The organism is Candidatus Hikarchaeum yamanae (genome assembly GCF_009889665.1).
Taxonomy (GTDB): domain Archaea; phylum Halobacteriota; class Halobacteria; order Halobacteriales; family Hikarchaeaceae; genus Hikarchaeum; species Hikarchaeum yamanae.
The window spans coordinates 1-15,218 of record NZ_WTZR01000014.1 but is presented as its reverse complement, the minus strand read 5'-3'; the positions used below and the strand labels follow the sequence as shown (position 1 = coordinate 15,218).

Sequence of the window (15,218 nt, the reverse complement as noted above, 5' to 3'; positions counted from 1 at the left end):
CTATCACTTTTGTTTTGGGTATCCTGAATGTGGCGTTTCGTTGTACTTTAAGAAGAAAAATGTGAATACTAGAGAAGCGAATATTCCAAGAAGTGTTGCTATTCCGACCCAGTGTGCTTGGAATGCCACACCCATGTGTTCGGGGTCTTCTCCTTCGGAATGTGGATCGTCTCCCCCTGCCCCCATTCCTGCTGCATGGCCGCCACTGCTACTTGATGCAGTGGCTGCACCTCCTTCACTAACTATTACTTTACCGATCATTTGGATGGTTTCGTGAGGGACACAGAAATAGCCATATTCCCCTTCCATATCGAAGGTATAGGAGTAAGTTTCGTCTTTTGCAATGTTTCCACCGGGGTAGCCGCTTCTGGCATCGTCTTCGGAATCAAATCCACCAGATGCCCAATAGGGTGCCCCATCGGGCAATTCATTTTCATAGGCAGTGATCGAATGTCCCATTTGACCAACGGTAATCCATTCGACTGTGTCGCCGGGTGCAATGGTGATCACATCGGGGTCATAAATCATAGCGTCGGTCATTTCGACCACATGAGTTTGGGCAGATTCTTCTGCTGACGGAGGCACTTCTGCCGCTGCAACAATTGGAGAGGTAAAAAGAAGTGCAAGAGACCCGGTAGCAGATTGAAGGAAATGCCGCCGATGCATATAGTGGAATATGAGTAGAGGAGGTCAATAAAGGCACCGATATGTGTGAAATAAACAGAGATATAAAATATCTGAAAATTGATCTTATTTTTTATCAGAAGGGGGGAGAAAATCGGGTCGGAAATCGGATCCAATTCCAATTTTTTTTAGTCGATCTTCGTACTCCGTGGACCGAAAACGATCAGATAGACGCGAGTGGACTACGACTAAGAGTAGGAATAGCCCGGTAAAAATAAAACCAAATCCAGAGACAGTGGTGAGAATTCCGGAACCGGGACGGGGAAAGTTTATAAAAAGGGGTGAAAAAAGAAGTAGAATTCCAATGATCAAGAAGGATGATGCCAATATTTGAAGCAATTTATTTCCAATTCCAGAGGAGGATTTGGAGATTGCATCAATATTGAGAGAGAAATCCCCTGCAGGTAGTTCGGGCACATCGTAAGTGTCCATAGAGCAAAGTACAACTATATTTTCTATCTCGGTTCGGATTGAACCCATCCCACTCACTGAACCGTCGAGTGCTATAAGAGCATATCCGGCATCGTCATAGATTAAAAGATTCTCTTCGTCGTCAATATGGATTGTTTCTATTGCGGCTATGATATTCCGCCTAGAGATTCGATCTCTAATGTCTAGTTCTACACGATTTAACAATTCTTTGCCAACTATAGAAAATTCTAGATCAGAGGGGAGATCGGAGTCAGGTGGAGTGAGTGATTCTTCGTTGGGGCTGGACAAGGTGTTTTCATATTGTTAACCGAAGAGCAAAAATTAAGTGATCTTAGGGTGTTTGGTTTGAACGAACGGGATGAATGGAGATGCAATAATTGCCACAATAGTTTTAATTACTGTTACGGCTAGTTTTCCATTTTACATATATGGTGCATGGATAATTCTTAGAGAAAAAGTAGTTACATGGGGGGTTTTAGTCCACCATTTAAAATTTATTTTTACAGGTCTTGCACTTACTACATTCCCCATTATTGTGTGGATGATACCTAGATCCTTTTCTCGGTTAGATGGATACATTGCGTTACACACTTTTGTGGGCCTCCAGGCATATGCATTTTTGATCTTTGCATTGACAGGAATAATCAAAATATTTAATGCGAAGAGATCTTTGAACCTATATCAAGTTCCAGATGACTCGATTCCAATTGAAGAATTGGGAGATGGGATTGATCTATGGAGAAGGAGACTAAGAGTAGGAGTAATGGGATTTCTAATAATCTGGATTATAGCATGGAGTATAGGAGTGATCCGATACTTCCAATTATATTGAAAATGGAATTAAATTCCCAAAATTTTTCTTGCTTGTTTTGGTGTAGCAATTTCACGGCCAAGGTTTTCACAGATATTAACTACGGTTTCGACTACTTGCTGGCAGGTTTTTATTTTTTCATCTTTATGAGGATACATGTATACGGTGTCTTCCATACCTATACGTACGACTTGATACCCCATCATTATTGCCTCGACTGTCAGAGGTAGCCAATTTCTTCCACCTACAACACTCCCCTGAACGGTGTCTTCTCTAGGGAGTGGGTTTGTTTCCCACATAGAAGCTAAATATAGTGCCCCCCAGGGGTGAGGGGCGGTTGGGCCGGAGGTGAAGTATGCGTGATCACCACAAGTTGTGTTTACATAATAGGGTTTTTTCCAGACTCCTGTGTCAACAAGCCATCTTTTGAGTCGAGGGTATGCTTTGTAAGAATAAGCCATCATTTCCGGTTTGAGGCCATTGTCTTGGAGGAAGTTCACCCATCCTTGTAAAATATCAGGGTTCATCACGAAAGGGGCTCTAGGGTCTAAGGCATCTCCCAAAGGGGAGCCAGTAACCATATCAACATATCCAGGACCGTACTCATCGAGAATCCTACCGATAGTTTGTTCTAAAAGAGGGACCCCAAAAGTGGCACCTTCGATGTTGCTCCTTACATTAATAGTAGTAATAGGATTGTGTTCTTTTTGGATTAGTTTAATTGTTTTAACTATAGTCTCAGGGGATGCATCGGGAATACCATCCTCCCTGCGGACGTGGAGATGTGCCATAGAAGCCCCAGCATTCATCGCCCCGATTACCTGATCTGCAACTTCTTCTGCCACATAAGGTTGGTGGGGATTCAAATCTCTTTTTATAAATGATCCACAAGGGGCGACTTCTATTATTAGAGGAGTATCCAAAGTGTCAATTGGATCTGCATTATGGCCTTGGTAACTTTTCCAAGGAGTTTTATAATAGCTTTCATCCTTATAGCCAAATTCGGTATCAACCATAAGTACGGAGAGATCACTTAAGTATAATAATTATTTGATATCTCAACAGACTAACTGGTCAAATAATAGAGGGGGTTGAGATAGGATTAAGAGTGGGTGGACCCTGGAAGAAGTATGAGAATGTCAAAAAAATTCATAGAGATGTTCGAAAAAAATGTTTTTTCAAGTCTCGCCACCATAATGGAAGATGGATCCCCTCATGTAGTTCCAGTATGGGTGGGCATTGATGGTGAATATATAATAACTGCCGGAGGAATAGAGCACGTGAGGCATGCAAATATGAAACGGGACCCGAGAGTAGCACTTACAATTTCTGCTCCAGAAAACCCATATGAAGTGTACTTAGTTAGGGGAAAGGTAGTAAGCATGTCAAAACGAGGGGGGAAAGAATTTCTAGACCAAGAGGCCCAACGAAGATGGGGAGTACAAGAATACCCATTTCAAAAGAAAAAGGAACGATATCTAATTCAGATTCTACCGGAGAAAATTATAGATACTTCTTCAGTCATTCCAGACGGCGTAGACATAAGATAAGTTAAGAAGATTCAAACGAGAGTGATAAGATTCCAGTTAATTTGTTATCGACCGTATACGTTGAGTTTGGTGGGACAGCTATGGTTGTAAAAGGGGCTTCGATGATTGCAGGCCCATTGACAACATTTCCAGAGAGTAATTTACTCCAGTCATAGATGATGGAAGATTGAAAACCGTCGGGAAGCCAATAGACAGGTCTTGATCCTGTTTCTGCAGATTGTGGGTCGGATCCAGACAATGGATATTCCGCTAGAAGTGGTTTGTCACGAGGGGCAGTTGCTTGGAGTACAAAATTGTCTATTTCCACTCCGTTTTGGGGAGTAGTAGATATCGGACTATACACCTCATTGTACTCTTTCTCAAATGCGGATGAAATGGTTGAGATATCCTGATCGGAAGTGAGTTCAGTTAGAGGAGAAGTAACGCGAGTCACATCCAACTGCCCCCCGTATTTCATGTCAAGATATAATTCAAATGAAAGTTGATCTTCCCCATACCCCTCGCCATTAAAATCGTGGATCGCTAGTTCTTGGAGATCGAGTACTGTTTGGTTGAATTCGTCGAAATTTTGGTAAGGATCCAAAGTCCCTGGTTGGAGTAGAGGGATATGTAAAGACTGTTCGTAGATATGTTTTGTATCCATGACACTAGAACCAAAAGCAGAAAATACAGAGGAATAGGGGAATACGATGATTGTGTTCACTCCGGCGTGTTTTGCGAATCCTTCTGCGTGTGTTGGTCCAGCGCCCCCAATGGCAAATAGAACAAAATTTTGAGGATCATACCCCCGGAGTGCAGTCTCCTTGTAGATGGTACTTCCCATTTCAGCATCAGTTATGGAGCGGATCAAACTCGCTGCTTCGACCACATCTATTCCGAGTGGATCTGCAACTTGTCGCTGTACTGCACGCTCTGCGTGTCGTACACTCAGTGGTTTTTCCCCCCCATGGAATCCAGAGGGATCTATATAGCCTAAGATAACATCTGCATCAGTTACAGTTGGATTCCGTCCACCTTGGTTATAACAGGCAGGGCCTGGATTTGATCCAGCACTCTCTGGTCCAACTTCTATTTTGTTGTCTAGATCCACCCTTACTCGTGCGATAGACCCCCCACCAGCACCTATGGACTGACTTTTGAGCATGGTGCTATGAACCCTCCAGCGATCTACGACGGGTTCAAGATTGTAAGTTCGAGAAGCCCCTCCAGCGATCAAAGATAGATCAAAACTAGTTCCCCCCATGTCTGCTGCAATCACATTTTCATAACCATAGATACCACCAAGATAAGAACCACCGACCAGAGCAGAAGCAGGACCGCCTTTGAATGTATCAATTGCACTCGTTCGGAAGATTTCTGCAGTCCCACCGGTGTTGTGAATCATTTGAAGTGGTTTAACATATCCGCGCTGTCTAAGTTCATCTCCAATGCCATACAATTCATCGATCATAGATTGATGAAGATATGCACTTAGCATAGTTGTAATTGTGCGTTCATATTCACCTTTTTTTCTGCTTATTTCAGAAGATAAAAATGCAGGTGCACTTCCGAGATATGCATCGGGGTATTCATCGGATATTATTTCTCTGACTTTTTGTTCATGAGTAGGATTTCTGTGAGACCATGCGAGGCACACGGCGAACCCTCTGGCTCCTTGTTCAACCAGGTATCGTACTTTATCGCGAAGATCGGCTTCGTCGAGTGGCCGCATGATTTCACCTTTGAAATTGATTCGTTCGCGAACGCCGACTATCATATCTTGAGGAACTATGGGTTCTGGTTTATCGGATCGTGAAACATTTCGTTGTTCATGTACCGTCATCCCATCGGTCCATTGTGATCCGCGCCCAACAGGGACTATGTCTTCAAGTCCATTGGTGACAAGAACTCCAAGTTTTGAACCACTTCGAGAAATTAATTTGTTTAACGCGAAAGTTGTAGAGTATCGAATTGCGGTTGCACTGGCAATTAGGTCATTGGGGTCAACATTTAGATCTCTAGATGCGGAGATGATAGAATTGAGAAATCCAATGGACAAATCGTGACTAGTGGTCTCTGCTTTTCCGGTGACTATAGTTCCATTTGAGCGAACGAAACAGTCAGTGAAAGTTCCACCTATATCGACATCAATGGTTGTGTTAAGCTTTTTTGTCATGGTTTTGTGCGCAGGTGGATGCTACCTTCAGATATTTTTGTGCGAAGTTGGTCAATATCTATGTCTATGTCATGAGTTATAGGATGACCAAGGGGCAAATATTCATTTTCGATCATGATTCCGCAATGGGGACAATAAAATTCAATAATTTTACACCATTTAGGGTCTGGAGAAAATTTATATTCGGTGTCAATCTCAGAATGATGTATTTCAGAGGGGTCCCTCTCTGCGATTGTACATCCAGTTTTGTAATTTGAATTGCAATCTATCAAATCTCCATTACAAGAGCTACAAACCCACATCTCAGAATCCAAGTTTATATCTAAATAGGGAGTAATTTCGACAGAAACCATATTTGTAATGAATAATAGAGTATGGAGGATAAAAGGCTGATGAATTCAATAATAGCCGTATGCAGTCCAGCCTCCATCGACTGGGAGAATGGCCCCAGTAACATCTGGGATTTTATCAGAAGCTAGAAATGCAACGGATTCGGAGATCGATCCGAGCGATGTTAGGCGGTGAGTTGGAGTTCGTGCTAAAATCGAATCTAAATCTGCACCACCCCCTATTGTCCTTACAGTTTCTTCCCCGAGGGCTCTATCGATGGTTCGATCTTTTTCCACAAAATTGGGGGCTATTGCATTGACTCGGACCCCGTCGGAGGCCCATTCAATGGCAAACACTTTTGTCAACATGTTTATCGCTGCTTTTGCAGTACTGTATCCGGTTCGGTATGGGAATGCAGCAAATCCGGCATTGGAAGAGATGTTTACAATGGCACCTTGTTTTTGTTCCAACATAGGGACTGCGGCTATTTTCGAACATAGATAAGTCCCTTGTACATGGACATCCATGACACGTGTCCATTCTTCTAGAGATTGTTCAATGGACGGAATTGATTTTTGAAAGATTCCTGCGTTATTTACTAATACATCAAGTGAATCGCAGTTTTTGAGTGTATATTCAACCATAGATTTGACAGACTGTTCGTCTCTTACGTCTACTTGTACTGCGTAAGAAGTTCCAGCCCCGTTGAGAGATTCTGCAGTTTCTTTTGCATGGTTTAGATCTATATCAGCGACCACTACATCGCCGCCTCCGTTCATAAAACGAGTGGCTATTGCCTTTCCAACGCCGCTGGCTGCCCCAGTGACAATAATAGTTTTTCCAAGGAAATCAGAAGGTTCCATGGGGGTTTAGAGACCTGTGACCGTAATTAAGTTGTATATTTAGAAAAAGGAAAAATGGGTTAAAATGTAGAAACGGGTATGGGGGGACTTTGTTTAGACCAGGCATTAGAAAAGGTGTCGTATGAAGTTCCACGGGATAAACGGGATTTTAATGCTTCTTCCCTAAGTTTGGAAGTTTCATTGAGATCTAAAACGCCATCGCGAATACAAACATGGTAAACGTTTGTTGCAGTCCATTCAGAGATGAAATGTTTATTAAAATCAGAAAGAACATCTTCAGGGTCACGTTCGATTGGATCTCCAAAGCCACCACCACCAGAAGATAGGGTTATCCAGATGTCGCCCTTGTCAAGGGTTCGATTACTTCGATTGATTCGCTCGAATCGGTAATCGCCAGAAAGGGATTTGTCAACGACCAAGTCTCGAACGGAAACGGGAAAGTCAGTTCCATTTTCTAAAAGATCTAGTGCGTCGCTTCCAATGATAGAGATTCCTGGTAATGAAGTGGAAGCATAGCCACCAAAAACCCCATTGTCATGAGGAATTCTAGATCCTTTCCCACGAGAAGTTACTTCAACAGGACCAGAAATGACTACATTAACATTTTGAGTTCCAACACCGCCCCTGTATTTACCAAACCCATGGGCATCATTGAAATGCCTTCGTGTCAATCCGAGAAAAATACCATGTTCTTCGAAATCTTCTAGGTTGTTTGTTTTCCCCCATGGTGAGTAAAAGAACCCATGAGCATTCATACCGTCTTTGTCGTGGCGTGCCCCCTGGCCATCGGTGTTTAGTGTAAATGAAAAGCTCTCTGAAATTGGCCATCCAATATTATTGATTCCTTTGAAAGATCCCCCTCCAGAATGGGCGCTAGGGGCTGCCACGGCGCGGGTGGGGTCTGTGGAATAAAGTAGGCGTGTGAAAGCGTCGAAGCACAGAGAAATGACAGATCTTCCTAAATAGACGCAATTGCAGACAGATTTCTCAGGACCTGCGTTGAGAAGAGACCCATCGGGGACTTCAAAAGTGAAAGGTGCCAACGTCCCAGTAGAGACGGGGAGATCATGGAAAACATAAGGATATATGTATGTCGCAAGGAATGCAGCCACGCCATGTCCATAGGTATTGTAAGACCCATCACATTCTGGTGAAGTGCCAGTGAAATCTAAATGGATAGAATCCCCCTTTTTGTGTACAGCTAATGCAACTTTTAATAAAGTTTCATCGTTGCCGGTGGTATCGACGAATGCGACAGATTTGTAGACCCCGTCAGTCCAGGAAGAAATTCTAGCTCTTGCTCCAGATTCTGCGGCATCGATTATTTTTCGGAAGAGTCCATGGACATGTTCGGGTCCAATTTCTTGGGCTAATTCTTGGACCCTGTGGCGTAGTTTATCCGTAGCAGTGCATCTCGCTCTGACATCTATTTCTTGCATTTGCGGAGCACGAGAAATAAAGTTGACCATCATATCCATCAGATCATCTCTAATTTCATAATTCTCAGCGATTTTAATAGGAGTAAGACGCATGCCTTCATCATGTCGAGAAGTTGCTTTTTGAGGCATCCCGCCGGGTTCGATCGCGCCTGTTTCTTGTTGGTGGACTGCGGCAGAGCTCCAAGCTATCAATTCGTCTTCGAAGAAAATAGGCATGATTGCGAATTGATCGGGGTTGTGCAGACCCCCAACAAGTGCTTCATTGGTATAAAAAATATCTCCTGGGCGAACTTTGACATTGGAATTTCCATCAATGTATAGATCGATTATATATTTTATCGGCAATTGTGCTATGGCAGCGTGGATATAAGTACCACAACTAGCAGAGACTAGATCTCCTTTTGCATTATGTAATCCAACCACTAGATCCCCGGATCGAAGAAACGCAGAAACTCCAGTTCGGACAAACACAGTTCTAGCCTCATCGAGAGCCACGTCTAACTTATTGGAATAGACTTCATACATCCCAGGTTGGATTTTTGCTGCATATTCGATCTCCTTCTCGGTCGCGGGTTCTGTTCGAATCCATTCCCGCATTGAAATCTGTATTGCTGCGTAATCTAACATTATACTATATCAGGTGGAGGAGGGGATAAAGTGTTTACTTTTGAAAAATTAGTTAGATTGCTGTTGATTTTTCAGAGTCATCTAGTGCGTCGTACTCTGGACAATTTTCTAACTGTTCAAATCCACATCCTAGATCTAACCATCCGAGTTCATAGCCATGAGAGGGTTCTGTAACGACCATTTTTGCCGGATTCTCTGGGTCGTCGTTGAAATGTTGGAACTGACATCCTTCGGGGGATAGAGGTATTGCCATATAATCCTCGGCTTCCCATTCGAGGCGTTTTGGTCCATCGGGGTATCTAGCTCCATCTATAATAGTATGTCCTTTCCCCCCCATTATGTAATGGACTAATCCCCCTTGTCGATGTTGTTTTCCACTTCGGCTTCCGGGTGGAATTTCTTGAATATAGAATAGAAGAGATCGCATAGATCGGTCTTCAAAGGAAGGGTGGAGATACCATTTCATTTTTCCTTGGGGATTGATTTCGTATTCTAGATCTTCGCCCCGGATTACAGCCCAATTTCCAGCCCCTTGTGCCTGGGCGACCATTTTTCGGTAATTGTTTCGTAAAACGACTAGATCATCGTACAAGCTGTTGGTTGTTTCAGGGGGTGTGTAGTCAGCCCAGTCTGCATAGTCGAAGTCTAGAAATAAATCGTAGTGGTCATCATACTCTTCGAAGTCATCTGCAGACATCATGTGAGAGTGTTTTTCTTGCCACTCTTTGTAAACTTCATTTTGAGTGAGTTCCGCACCGAGTTCTTCTAGATACGGTACGTGAATGAATGCGATCCATTCCGCAGGGTCATCGGGTCCCCTCATATTGAAATGTTGGTGCTCAATGCCACCTGGTTTTATAGGAAGGATAATAAGATCTTCTGGCCCCCATGGATGTCGAACGTCGTCGACTAATGTTTCTCCAGATCCTTTCAATCCGAGGATGACAAGACTGCCCTGGTGAGTGTGTCGACCGTTTCTGTCTTCTATAGTTTTTCTAAAAACGAGTCGGTCAGGAAGTACTGCATCGGGTTTAAGAGGGGTTGAATAATACTTCGACTTTCCGTTTCTCCCAACTTGCCAAGGAACATCTGAAGACTTGGTTACATGAGGAAGTTCGGTCCTGTCTCGGATTATTTTCAGATACTCAAGGAAATTTTCGTAAAAACCAGCGGGTTCCGGTTCTTGTTCTCGGACATGGGTTCTTTCTTTCTGACCTGCCATGTGGTGAGATAGTACGCGACACATTATAATGATGATGGATGTGTCTTTAGCGATATCGGAGTGTTATTGATTCGACAATCGGCGAGTTTGGAATCGACATAGGAAGATCTATATTGGAGATACTAGAACTAATAACAATGGCAATTATTCTGCAAGTAGAAACTACGGGGCATCAGCATGGAATGGGAGGGCAAGTGGTAATAGATGCGACGGTTATGGAGCAAGAAGGAATCGGAGTGGGAGATACTATCGTGGTAAAAACATCCAGTGGGAAATTTGCGTTAGCTCATGTGGGTACCCCTAAGGACGGAGATGAAGGGCGAGGGTATATTAGATTGGACAGGGGGATTCGGGGGGCAATTAAAACAACAATCGGTTCAATGGTTGAGATTGAACCGGCAGAAGTTGAAGTGGTGAAATCGGTTAAGTTCGCACCTCTTTCAGATGTATCAGGAGTAGAAGCGGAGCAACTTTCAGAATATATAAAAGAAAGTTTTGTTGCTAGAGGAAAATTGGTCAATCGGGGAGTAATTGAATATATATCACTTCCAGGGAAAGGATCTGCAACGGCGTTTAAGGTGTTAGAATCAGATCCGGAAAGTGGAATTGTTGACAAAGGTACTGACGTAGATGTTGAGTATGCTTTTGATACATGGGGAACTGCTAGAGAAACTACTTTTGATGATGTGGGGGGGCTTGGAGAAGAGTTACAACATATAAGGGAATTGATCGAATATCCAATAAAATTCCCAGATGTCTACCAAGAGATTGGAATAAATCCTGCTAGAGGGGTACTTTTATTTGGCCCCCCGGGGACGGGGAAGACATTAATGACTAAGGCCATATCTAATGAATTAGATGCCAATTTCCATTACATAAATGGGCCTAGTATTATTAGTGCAGGGTACGGGGAAACAGAGGGGAAATTGAGAAGTATTTTTGATGCAGCGAATCATTCGTTGCCCTCAATAATTTTAATCGACGAGATAGACGCTATTGCCCCAAATAGAGACGACACGGGGTCGTTTACGGATTTACGGGTTACGACACAGTTGCTTGAGTTAATGGATGGTTTGCAGTCGGTTCAAGGTGTGATGGTAGTTGCCACTACAAATCGAATTGATGCAATAGAACCTGCTTTAAGACGGCCGGGGAGATTTGATAGGGAATTGTACGTAGGGCCACCTAATGAAGATGCACGCAAAGATATATTGGGAATACACACCAGAGGAATGTTGTTGGAAGAAAACTTTTCTGAAGCAGTACCAGACCTTGCTCAGAGAATGAATGGATATACAGGGGCAGATATAAGAGAATTGGCCAGAGAGGCGGGGGTCAATGCACTGAGGAGACAGTTTCCTTCAGAAGGACCTGCAAACCGAGAAGAAATGTCACTTGTAGATCTAGTGGTCACAGTTGGTGATTTTGAGCATGCACTAAGAACTGTTCAACCTTCAGTTCTGAGAGGCCCACTTTCGCGGGATTCAAAAATGACTATGGAAAATATAGGAGGACTCAAAGAGGCAAAAGTCCGACTGCACGAATTGATTAAAGCCCCACAGGAAAATGCAGAAACATTTGCGAAAATGGGGATAGAGACACCCCCGGGGATATTAATTGTAGGACCTCCAGGAACGGGTAAAACTGCTTTGGCTCAGGCGGCGGGTAATGATCTGGGGGCGACATTTTTACAAGTTGAATCTTCAGATATATTTAGTGAATGGGTAGGAAGATCGGAAAAAGCAATAAAAGAAACATTCCTTATTGCACGTAGAGCTGCCCCTTCGGTCATTCTCATAGATAACATTGATGCAATGGCACGCAGGATTGGAGAAGGGGGGGGCGAATCAGTTAGTACCAGAGTAATAAATCAACTTTTAACGGAAATGGATGGTTTAAGAGAACATGATGTGAAGGTCATCGGGACAACAGATAGAATTGAAGATATTGATGAATCATTGCTCTCCCCAAGCAGATTTGGAGAGGTGATTCACCTTCCAAAACTTAGTGTAGGCGACAGGGAAGAAGTAATAAAAATACATCTTCAGGGTGTGGAAACAAGAGTGACTAAAGAAGAAATTAAGAGTATCTCTAAAAAGTCAGAAGGGTGGTCTGGTGGCAGGCTTGCTTCCCTTTGTGAAGAGGCAAAATTGTCGGCTATAAGAGAAGAGGATTACAAATCCGTAGTGGTGGTGGAAGGGAAACATTTAGAAAATGCGTTAAAAAAATTAAGTGACTGAGGTCAGTAGATTTAGACAACTACTGATTTTTCAGAGTCATCGAGTGCCTCATATTCGGGGCAATTTTCTAACTGTACAAATCCACTTCCAAGATCGTATCCAAGCGACAGGTATCGTGTGGATTCAGATACTATGAAAGTTGCTGGTTTGTCTGGATTTTTGTTGAAATGTTGGAAAGCGAGCCCCTCGGGAATTACAGGGATTCCCAAATAATCTTTTTCCTCCCAGTCGTATCGTTTAGTTCCTTCATAGCGAGGGCCAGAAATTTCAGTGTAACCTTCGCCTTCCATGATATAGTGGACTTGGCCACCTTGTCGATGTTGTTTCCCACTTCGACTTCCGGGTGGAATTTCCTGGACTGCAAATAAAGAGGAGATTACAGATCTATCTTCCATAGTGGGATGAAGGTACCATTTCATTTTTCCTTGCGGATTTATTTCCCATTCGAGATCGTCTCCACGGACTATGGCCCAATTGCCTGCCTTCCTAGCCTTTGCTACCATTTTCCGATAGTTATCTCGCTGAACGATGGATGCATCATAATATGTTTTGATAGATTCAGAAGCAGGGGGTTCATAATCAAGCCAATCATCAAAATTGAAAGTTCCAAAAAGTTCACTGACTTGATCGTACTCGTCTTTATAATCCTCAAAATCATCCGCGGCCATCATATGGGCGTGCTTCTCTTGCCACTCTTTGTAAGTTTCGTTTTGGGTAAGTTGAGCCCCCAAAAGTTCTAAAAAGGGTATATCGACCATAGCCAGCCATTCTGCAGGGTCATCGGGTCCCCTCATATTGAAATGTTGATGTTCCACCCCACCTGGTTTTACGGGTAAAATTAATAAGTCCCCTTTCCCCCAAGGAACGCGTTCGTCGTCGACTAGGGATTCCCCATCTCCATGCAAACCAAATATTATCAATCCACCTTGGTGAGTGTGCCTTCCATTTTTATCCCGGATTGTTTTTCTGAATATATACCAATCTGGTAAGACGGTGTTCATGAAAGGGGTTGAATAATACTTCGAAGTTCCATTCCTCCCAATTTGCCAAGGGACATCGGTGGATTTGGTTACATGAGGGAGGTGAACACGGTCACGTGCTTCTTTGAAGTACTCCAGTAATTGTTCGTAATTTCCTTTTGGTTCGGGCTCACTTTCCCGAGTGTGTGTTCTCTCTTTTTGGGAGACCATGTTCTTGATTTTGTTTTAAAATATAAGTTAGTGTCGATCCATAAACCGTTGAACGTCGAGGAAAATTTGTATCAGCATATCTTGAATAGAGGAAAGATTACTTCAAAGATAGATCTGAATAGCGGCTGAAAAGGAATAGTATGGGAATAAGACTGAGTAAAGTTATCAGAGACAGTATTCCAAATCCGAATCGCAGCCCTATATCGTCGCCAACATATCCAATGATGATAGGTGAAAATGCGGAAAATATAAAGATCCCAGTCCAAAGATATCCAAAAGTTCGTCCTTCCCGCTCAGGGGGAGTGATGGTACTAAGTAGAGAATCTCGTGCAGGACTGATTCCCCAGAAACTAATTCCCATTGCCCCCAGAATAAGGAAAAGTAGGAGAGGACTTAGGGAAAATATAGAAAAAACAGTTATGAAGAATGATGAAAAAATAACAAAAATGGCGATTACTTTTCTTGCATCATAGCGGTCGACAAGTTCTCCAGTAAGAAGTTGTGCCAACCCTCCGATAAATAGTAATGCGGCTAGGTAGAAACTTGCAGTAGATTCAGGAGTTATAAGTAGAGATCCAACTGTTAAAGTGTAGGAATATTCACGGATTATAAATTCGGGTAAAAATGCCATCACTCCGGTGGCCACAAATGAATAGATTGTAAAGAATGTAAAGACTGCAAGGAGAGGGTATAGGTATTTTCTCCGAGGGGGGAGTGAATCGGAAAGTGTCGAAGGTTCAGAGGAGTTTTTGGTAGAAGATGTAAGAAGAGGGGTGGTGTCATAATTACCAAGTCCGATATAAAGAATGAGTGCGTAAAAAATTCCAATAAGACCTAAGAGTATGAGAATGTCAGTCCAAACAAAGAATAAGAAAAATAAGCCCAATACTGCAGGCCCAATGGCATCGCCAAGTTTTGATGCACTGCCCCACATACCGTAAAATTTACCTTTGATTTCTGCACGGACATTTCGAGATATTATAGGATATCCAGTGGGATGGACGACACTCATACCAATTCCATTAATGAATAACGCAAATGCCATAAAAAGGAATTTAATGGGGAATGGCTCTCCTAAGATGGAAAGGTCAGATTCTCCAAATAAGGGGGTAAATAACAACAAAGCATAGCCTAGTCCCGCCAAGGCTATGCCACATGGCAAAAACAGACGACGGTCGTACTTATCAGAGATTATCCCGGCGGGTGCTTGTCCTATTGCAGAACCGGCATACTGACTAGTGATCAATAGGCCTAACTTCCACAAAGGGAGTCCGGTTTGAATTGCTATTAAAGGGATTAAAGGGGGTAAAAGTCTCAAGAAGAAGTGTTGCATTCCATGAACAGAGCTGATCAGAATGGCAAATTTAAATTCTTCTTTGTTTAGTTTAGTCATATGAAACTTAAAATGGGTTTGTCGTATATTTTTGAAGGTTTGGTGATTTAACTTAACTCATATGGGAAAAATACAATTAGCAGAGGGGTAAAAAGTTTAGCTCCGGGGCGCTTGGAGTTTAGTAATGCGCGTATTATGATGAAGTTTTAACAGAATTTCAATGATTAGCAAGTAGAAACTTCTTTATTGGGGTTGTTTAGAAATAAAAAAAATGAGCGGGTTTCGCTCGGAACTCAGAAGAGTTCTTCAAAGAGTGGCAGGAATGCTGCTGGCTCTTGAATG

General features: G+C 42.8%; 13 protein-coding genes. 3 read left to right on the top strand and 10 right to left on the bottom strand.

Features of this window, described 5'->3' with window-relative positions; genetic code table 11:
• Window positions 1-3: 3 nt before the first annotated feature.
• Window positions 4-666 carry a plastocyanin/azurin family copper-binding protein gene (locus ACM9H2_RS05620; RefSeq protein ID WP_415489081.1) on the bottom strand — a complete coding sequence of 221 codons (663 nt, stop codon included), beginning with the start codon at window positions 664-666 and terminating at the stop codon, window positions 4-6.
• A gap of 84 nt (window positions 667-750) precedes the next feature.
• Complete coding sequence (locus ACM9H2_RS05615) at window positions 751-1,404, bottom strand: hypothetical protein (protein WP_415489079.1); 654 nt, start codon at window positions 1,402-1,404, stop codon at window positions 751-753.
• A gap of 70 nt (window positions 1,405-1,474) precedes the next feature.
• On the opposite strand from ACM9H2_RS05615, the gene ACM9H2_RS05610 reads away from it, so the two are divergent.
• Window positions 1,475-1,948, top strand: a complete 474-nt coding sequence (locus ACM9H2_RS05610) for a hypothetical protein (RefSeq protein ID WP_415489077.1) — start codon at window positions 1,475-1,477, stop codon at window positions 1,946-1,948.
• A gap of 8 nt (window positions 1,949-1,956) precedes the next feature.
• On the opposite strand, the gene ACM9H2_RS05605 is transcribed toward ACM9H2_RS05610, so the two are convergent.
• Window positions 1,957-2,943 carry a 3-keto-5-aminohexanoate cleavage protein gene (locus ACM9H2_RS05605; protein WP_415489075.1) on the bottom strand — a complete coding sequence of 329 codons (987 nt, stop codon included), beginning with the start codon at window positions 2,941-2,943 and terminating at the stop codon, window positions 1,957-1,959.
• A 120-nt stretch (window positions 2,944-3,063) separates the two neighbouring features.
• Here ACM9H2_RS05605 and ACM9H2_RS05600 point away from each other — a divergent pair, with 120 nt between their 5' ends.
• Window positions 3,064-3,477, top strand: coding sequence for a pyridoxamine 5'-phosphate oxidase family protein (locus tag ACM9H2_RS05600; RefSeq protein WP_415489073.1), 414 nt, complete (start codon window positions 3,064-3,066; stop codon window positions 3,475-3,477).
• Between the two features lies 1 nt (window position 3,478).
• On the opposite strand, the gene ACM9H2_RS05595 is transcribed toward ACM9H2_RS05600, so the two are convergent.
• The 5 genes from ACM9H2_RS05595 to ACM9H2_RS05575 are packed head-to-tail and all read right to left on the bottom strand — an operon-like array spanning window position 3,479 to window position 10,113.
• Entirely contained in the window at window positions 3,479-5,632 is a 2,154-nt protein-coding gene (locus tag ACM9H2_RS05595; protein ID WP_415489071.1) for a hydantoinase/oxoprolinase family protein, read from the bottom strand.
• A complete protein-coding gene (locus tag ACM9H2_RS05590) occupies window positions 5,629-5,985 on the bottom strand; it encodes an acetone carboxylase subunit gamma (protein ID WP_415489069.1) in 357 nt (118 codons plus the stop codon). The genes ACM9H2_RS05595 and ACM9H2_RS05590 overlap by 4 nt, the downstream gene beginning before the upstream one ends.
• A 45-nt stretch (window positions 5,986-6,030) precedes the next feature.
• A complete protein-coding gene (locus ACM9H2_RS05585) occupies window positions 6,031-6,825 on the bottom strand; it encodes an SDR family NAD(P)-dependent oxidoreductase (protein ID WP_415489067.1) in 795 nt (264 codons plus the stop codon).
• A gap of 59 nt (window positions 6,826-6,884) precedes the next feature.
• A complete protein-coding gene (locus ACM9H2_RS05580) occupies window positions 6,885-8,891 on the bottom strand; it encodes a hydantoinase B/oxoprolinase family protein (protein ID WP_415489065.1) in 2,007 nt (668 codons plus the stop codon).
• 52 nt (window positions 8,892-8,943) lie between these two features.
• Window positions 8,944-10,113: a hypothetical protein gene (locus ACM9H2_RS05575; protein ID WP_415489063.1), complete on the bottom strand. Its 1,170-nt coding sequence runs from the start codon at window positions 10,111-10,113 to the stop codon at window positions 8,944-8,946.
• Between the two features lie 137 nt (window positions 10,114-10,250).
• Here ACM9H2_RS05575 and ACM9H2_RS05570 point away from each other — a divergent pair, with 137 nt between their 5' ends.
• Window positions 10,251-12,353, top strand: a complete 2,103-nt coding sequence (locus ACM9H2_RS05570) for an AAA family ATPase (RefSeq protein WP_415489061.1) — start codon at window positions 10,251-10,253, stop codon at window positions 12,351-12,353.
• A gap of 11 nt (window positions 12,354-12,364) precedes the next feature.
• Here the strand turns inward: ACM9H2_RS05570 and ACM9H2_RS05565 are convergent, their stop codons facing one another.
• Both ACM9H2_RS05565 and ACM9H2_RS05560 read right to left on the bottom strand, forming a co-directional pair.
• Window positions 12,365-13,543, bottom strand: a complete 1,179-nt coding sequence (locus ACM9H2_RS05565; RefSeq protein WP_415489059.1) for a hypothetical protein — start codon at window positions 13,541-13,543, stop codon at window positions 12,365-12,367.
• A 97-nt stretch (window positions 13,544-13,640) separates the two neighbouring features.
• Window positions 13,641-14,936 (bottom strand): MFS transporter, encoded by a 1,296-nt coding sequence (locus tag ACM9H2_RS05560; protein ID WP_415489057.1) that lies wholly within the window; start codon window positions 14,934-14,936, stop codon window positions 13,641-13,643.
• Window positions 14,937-15,218: the final 282 nt, after the last annotated feature.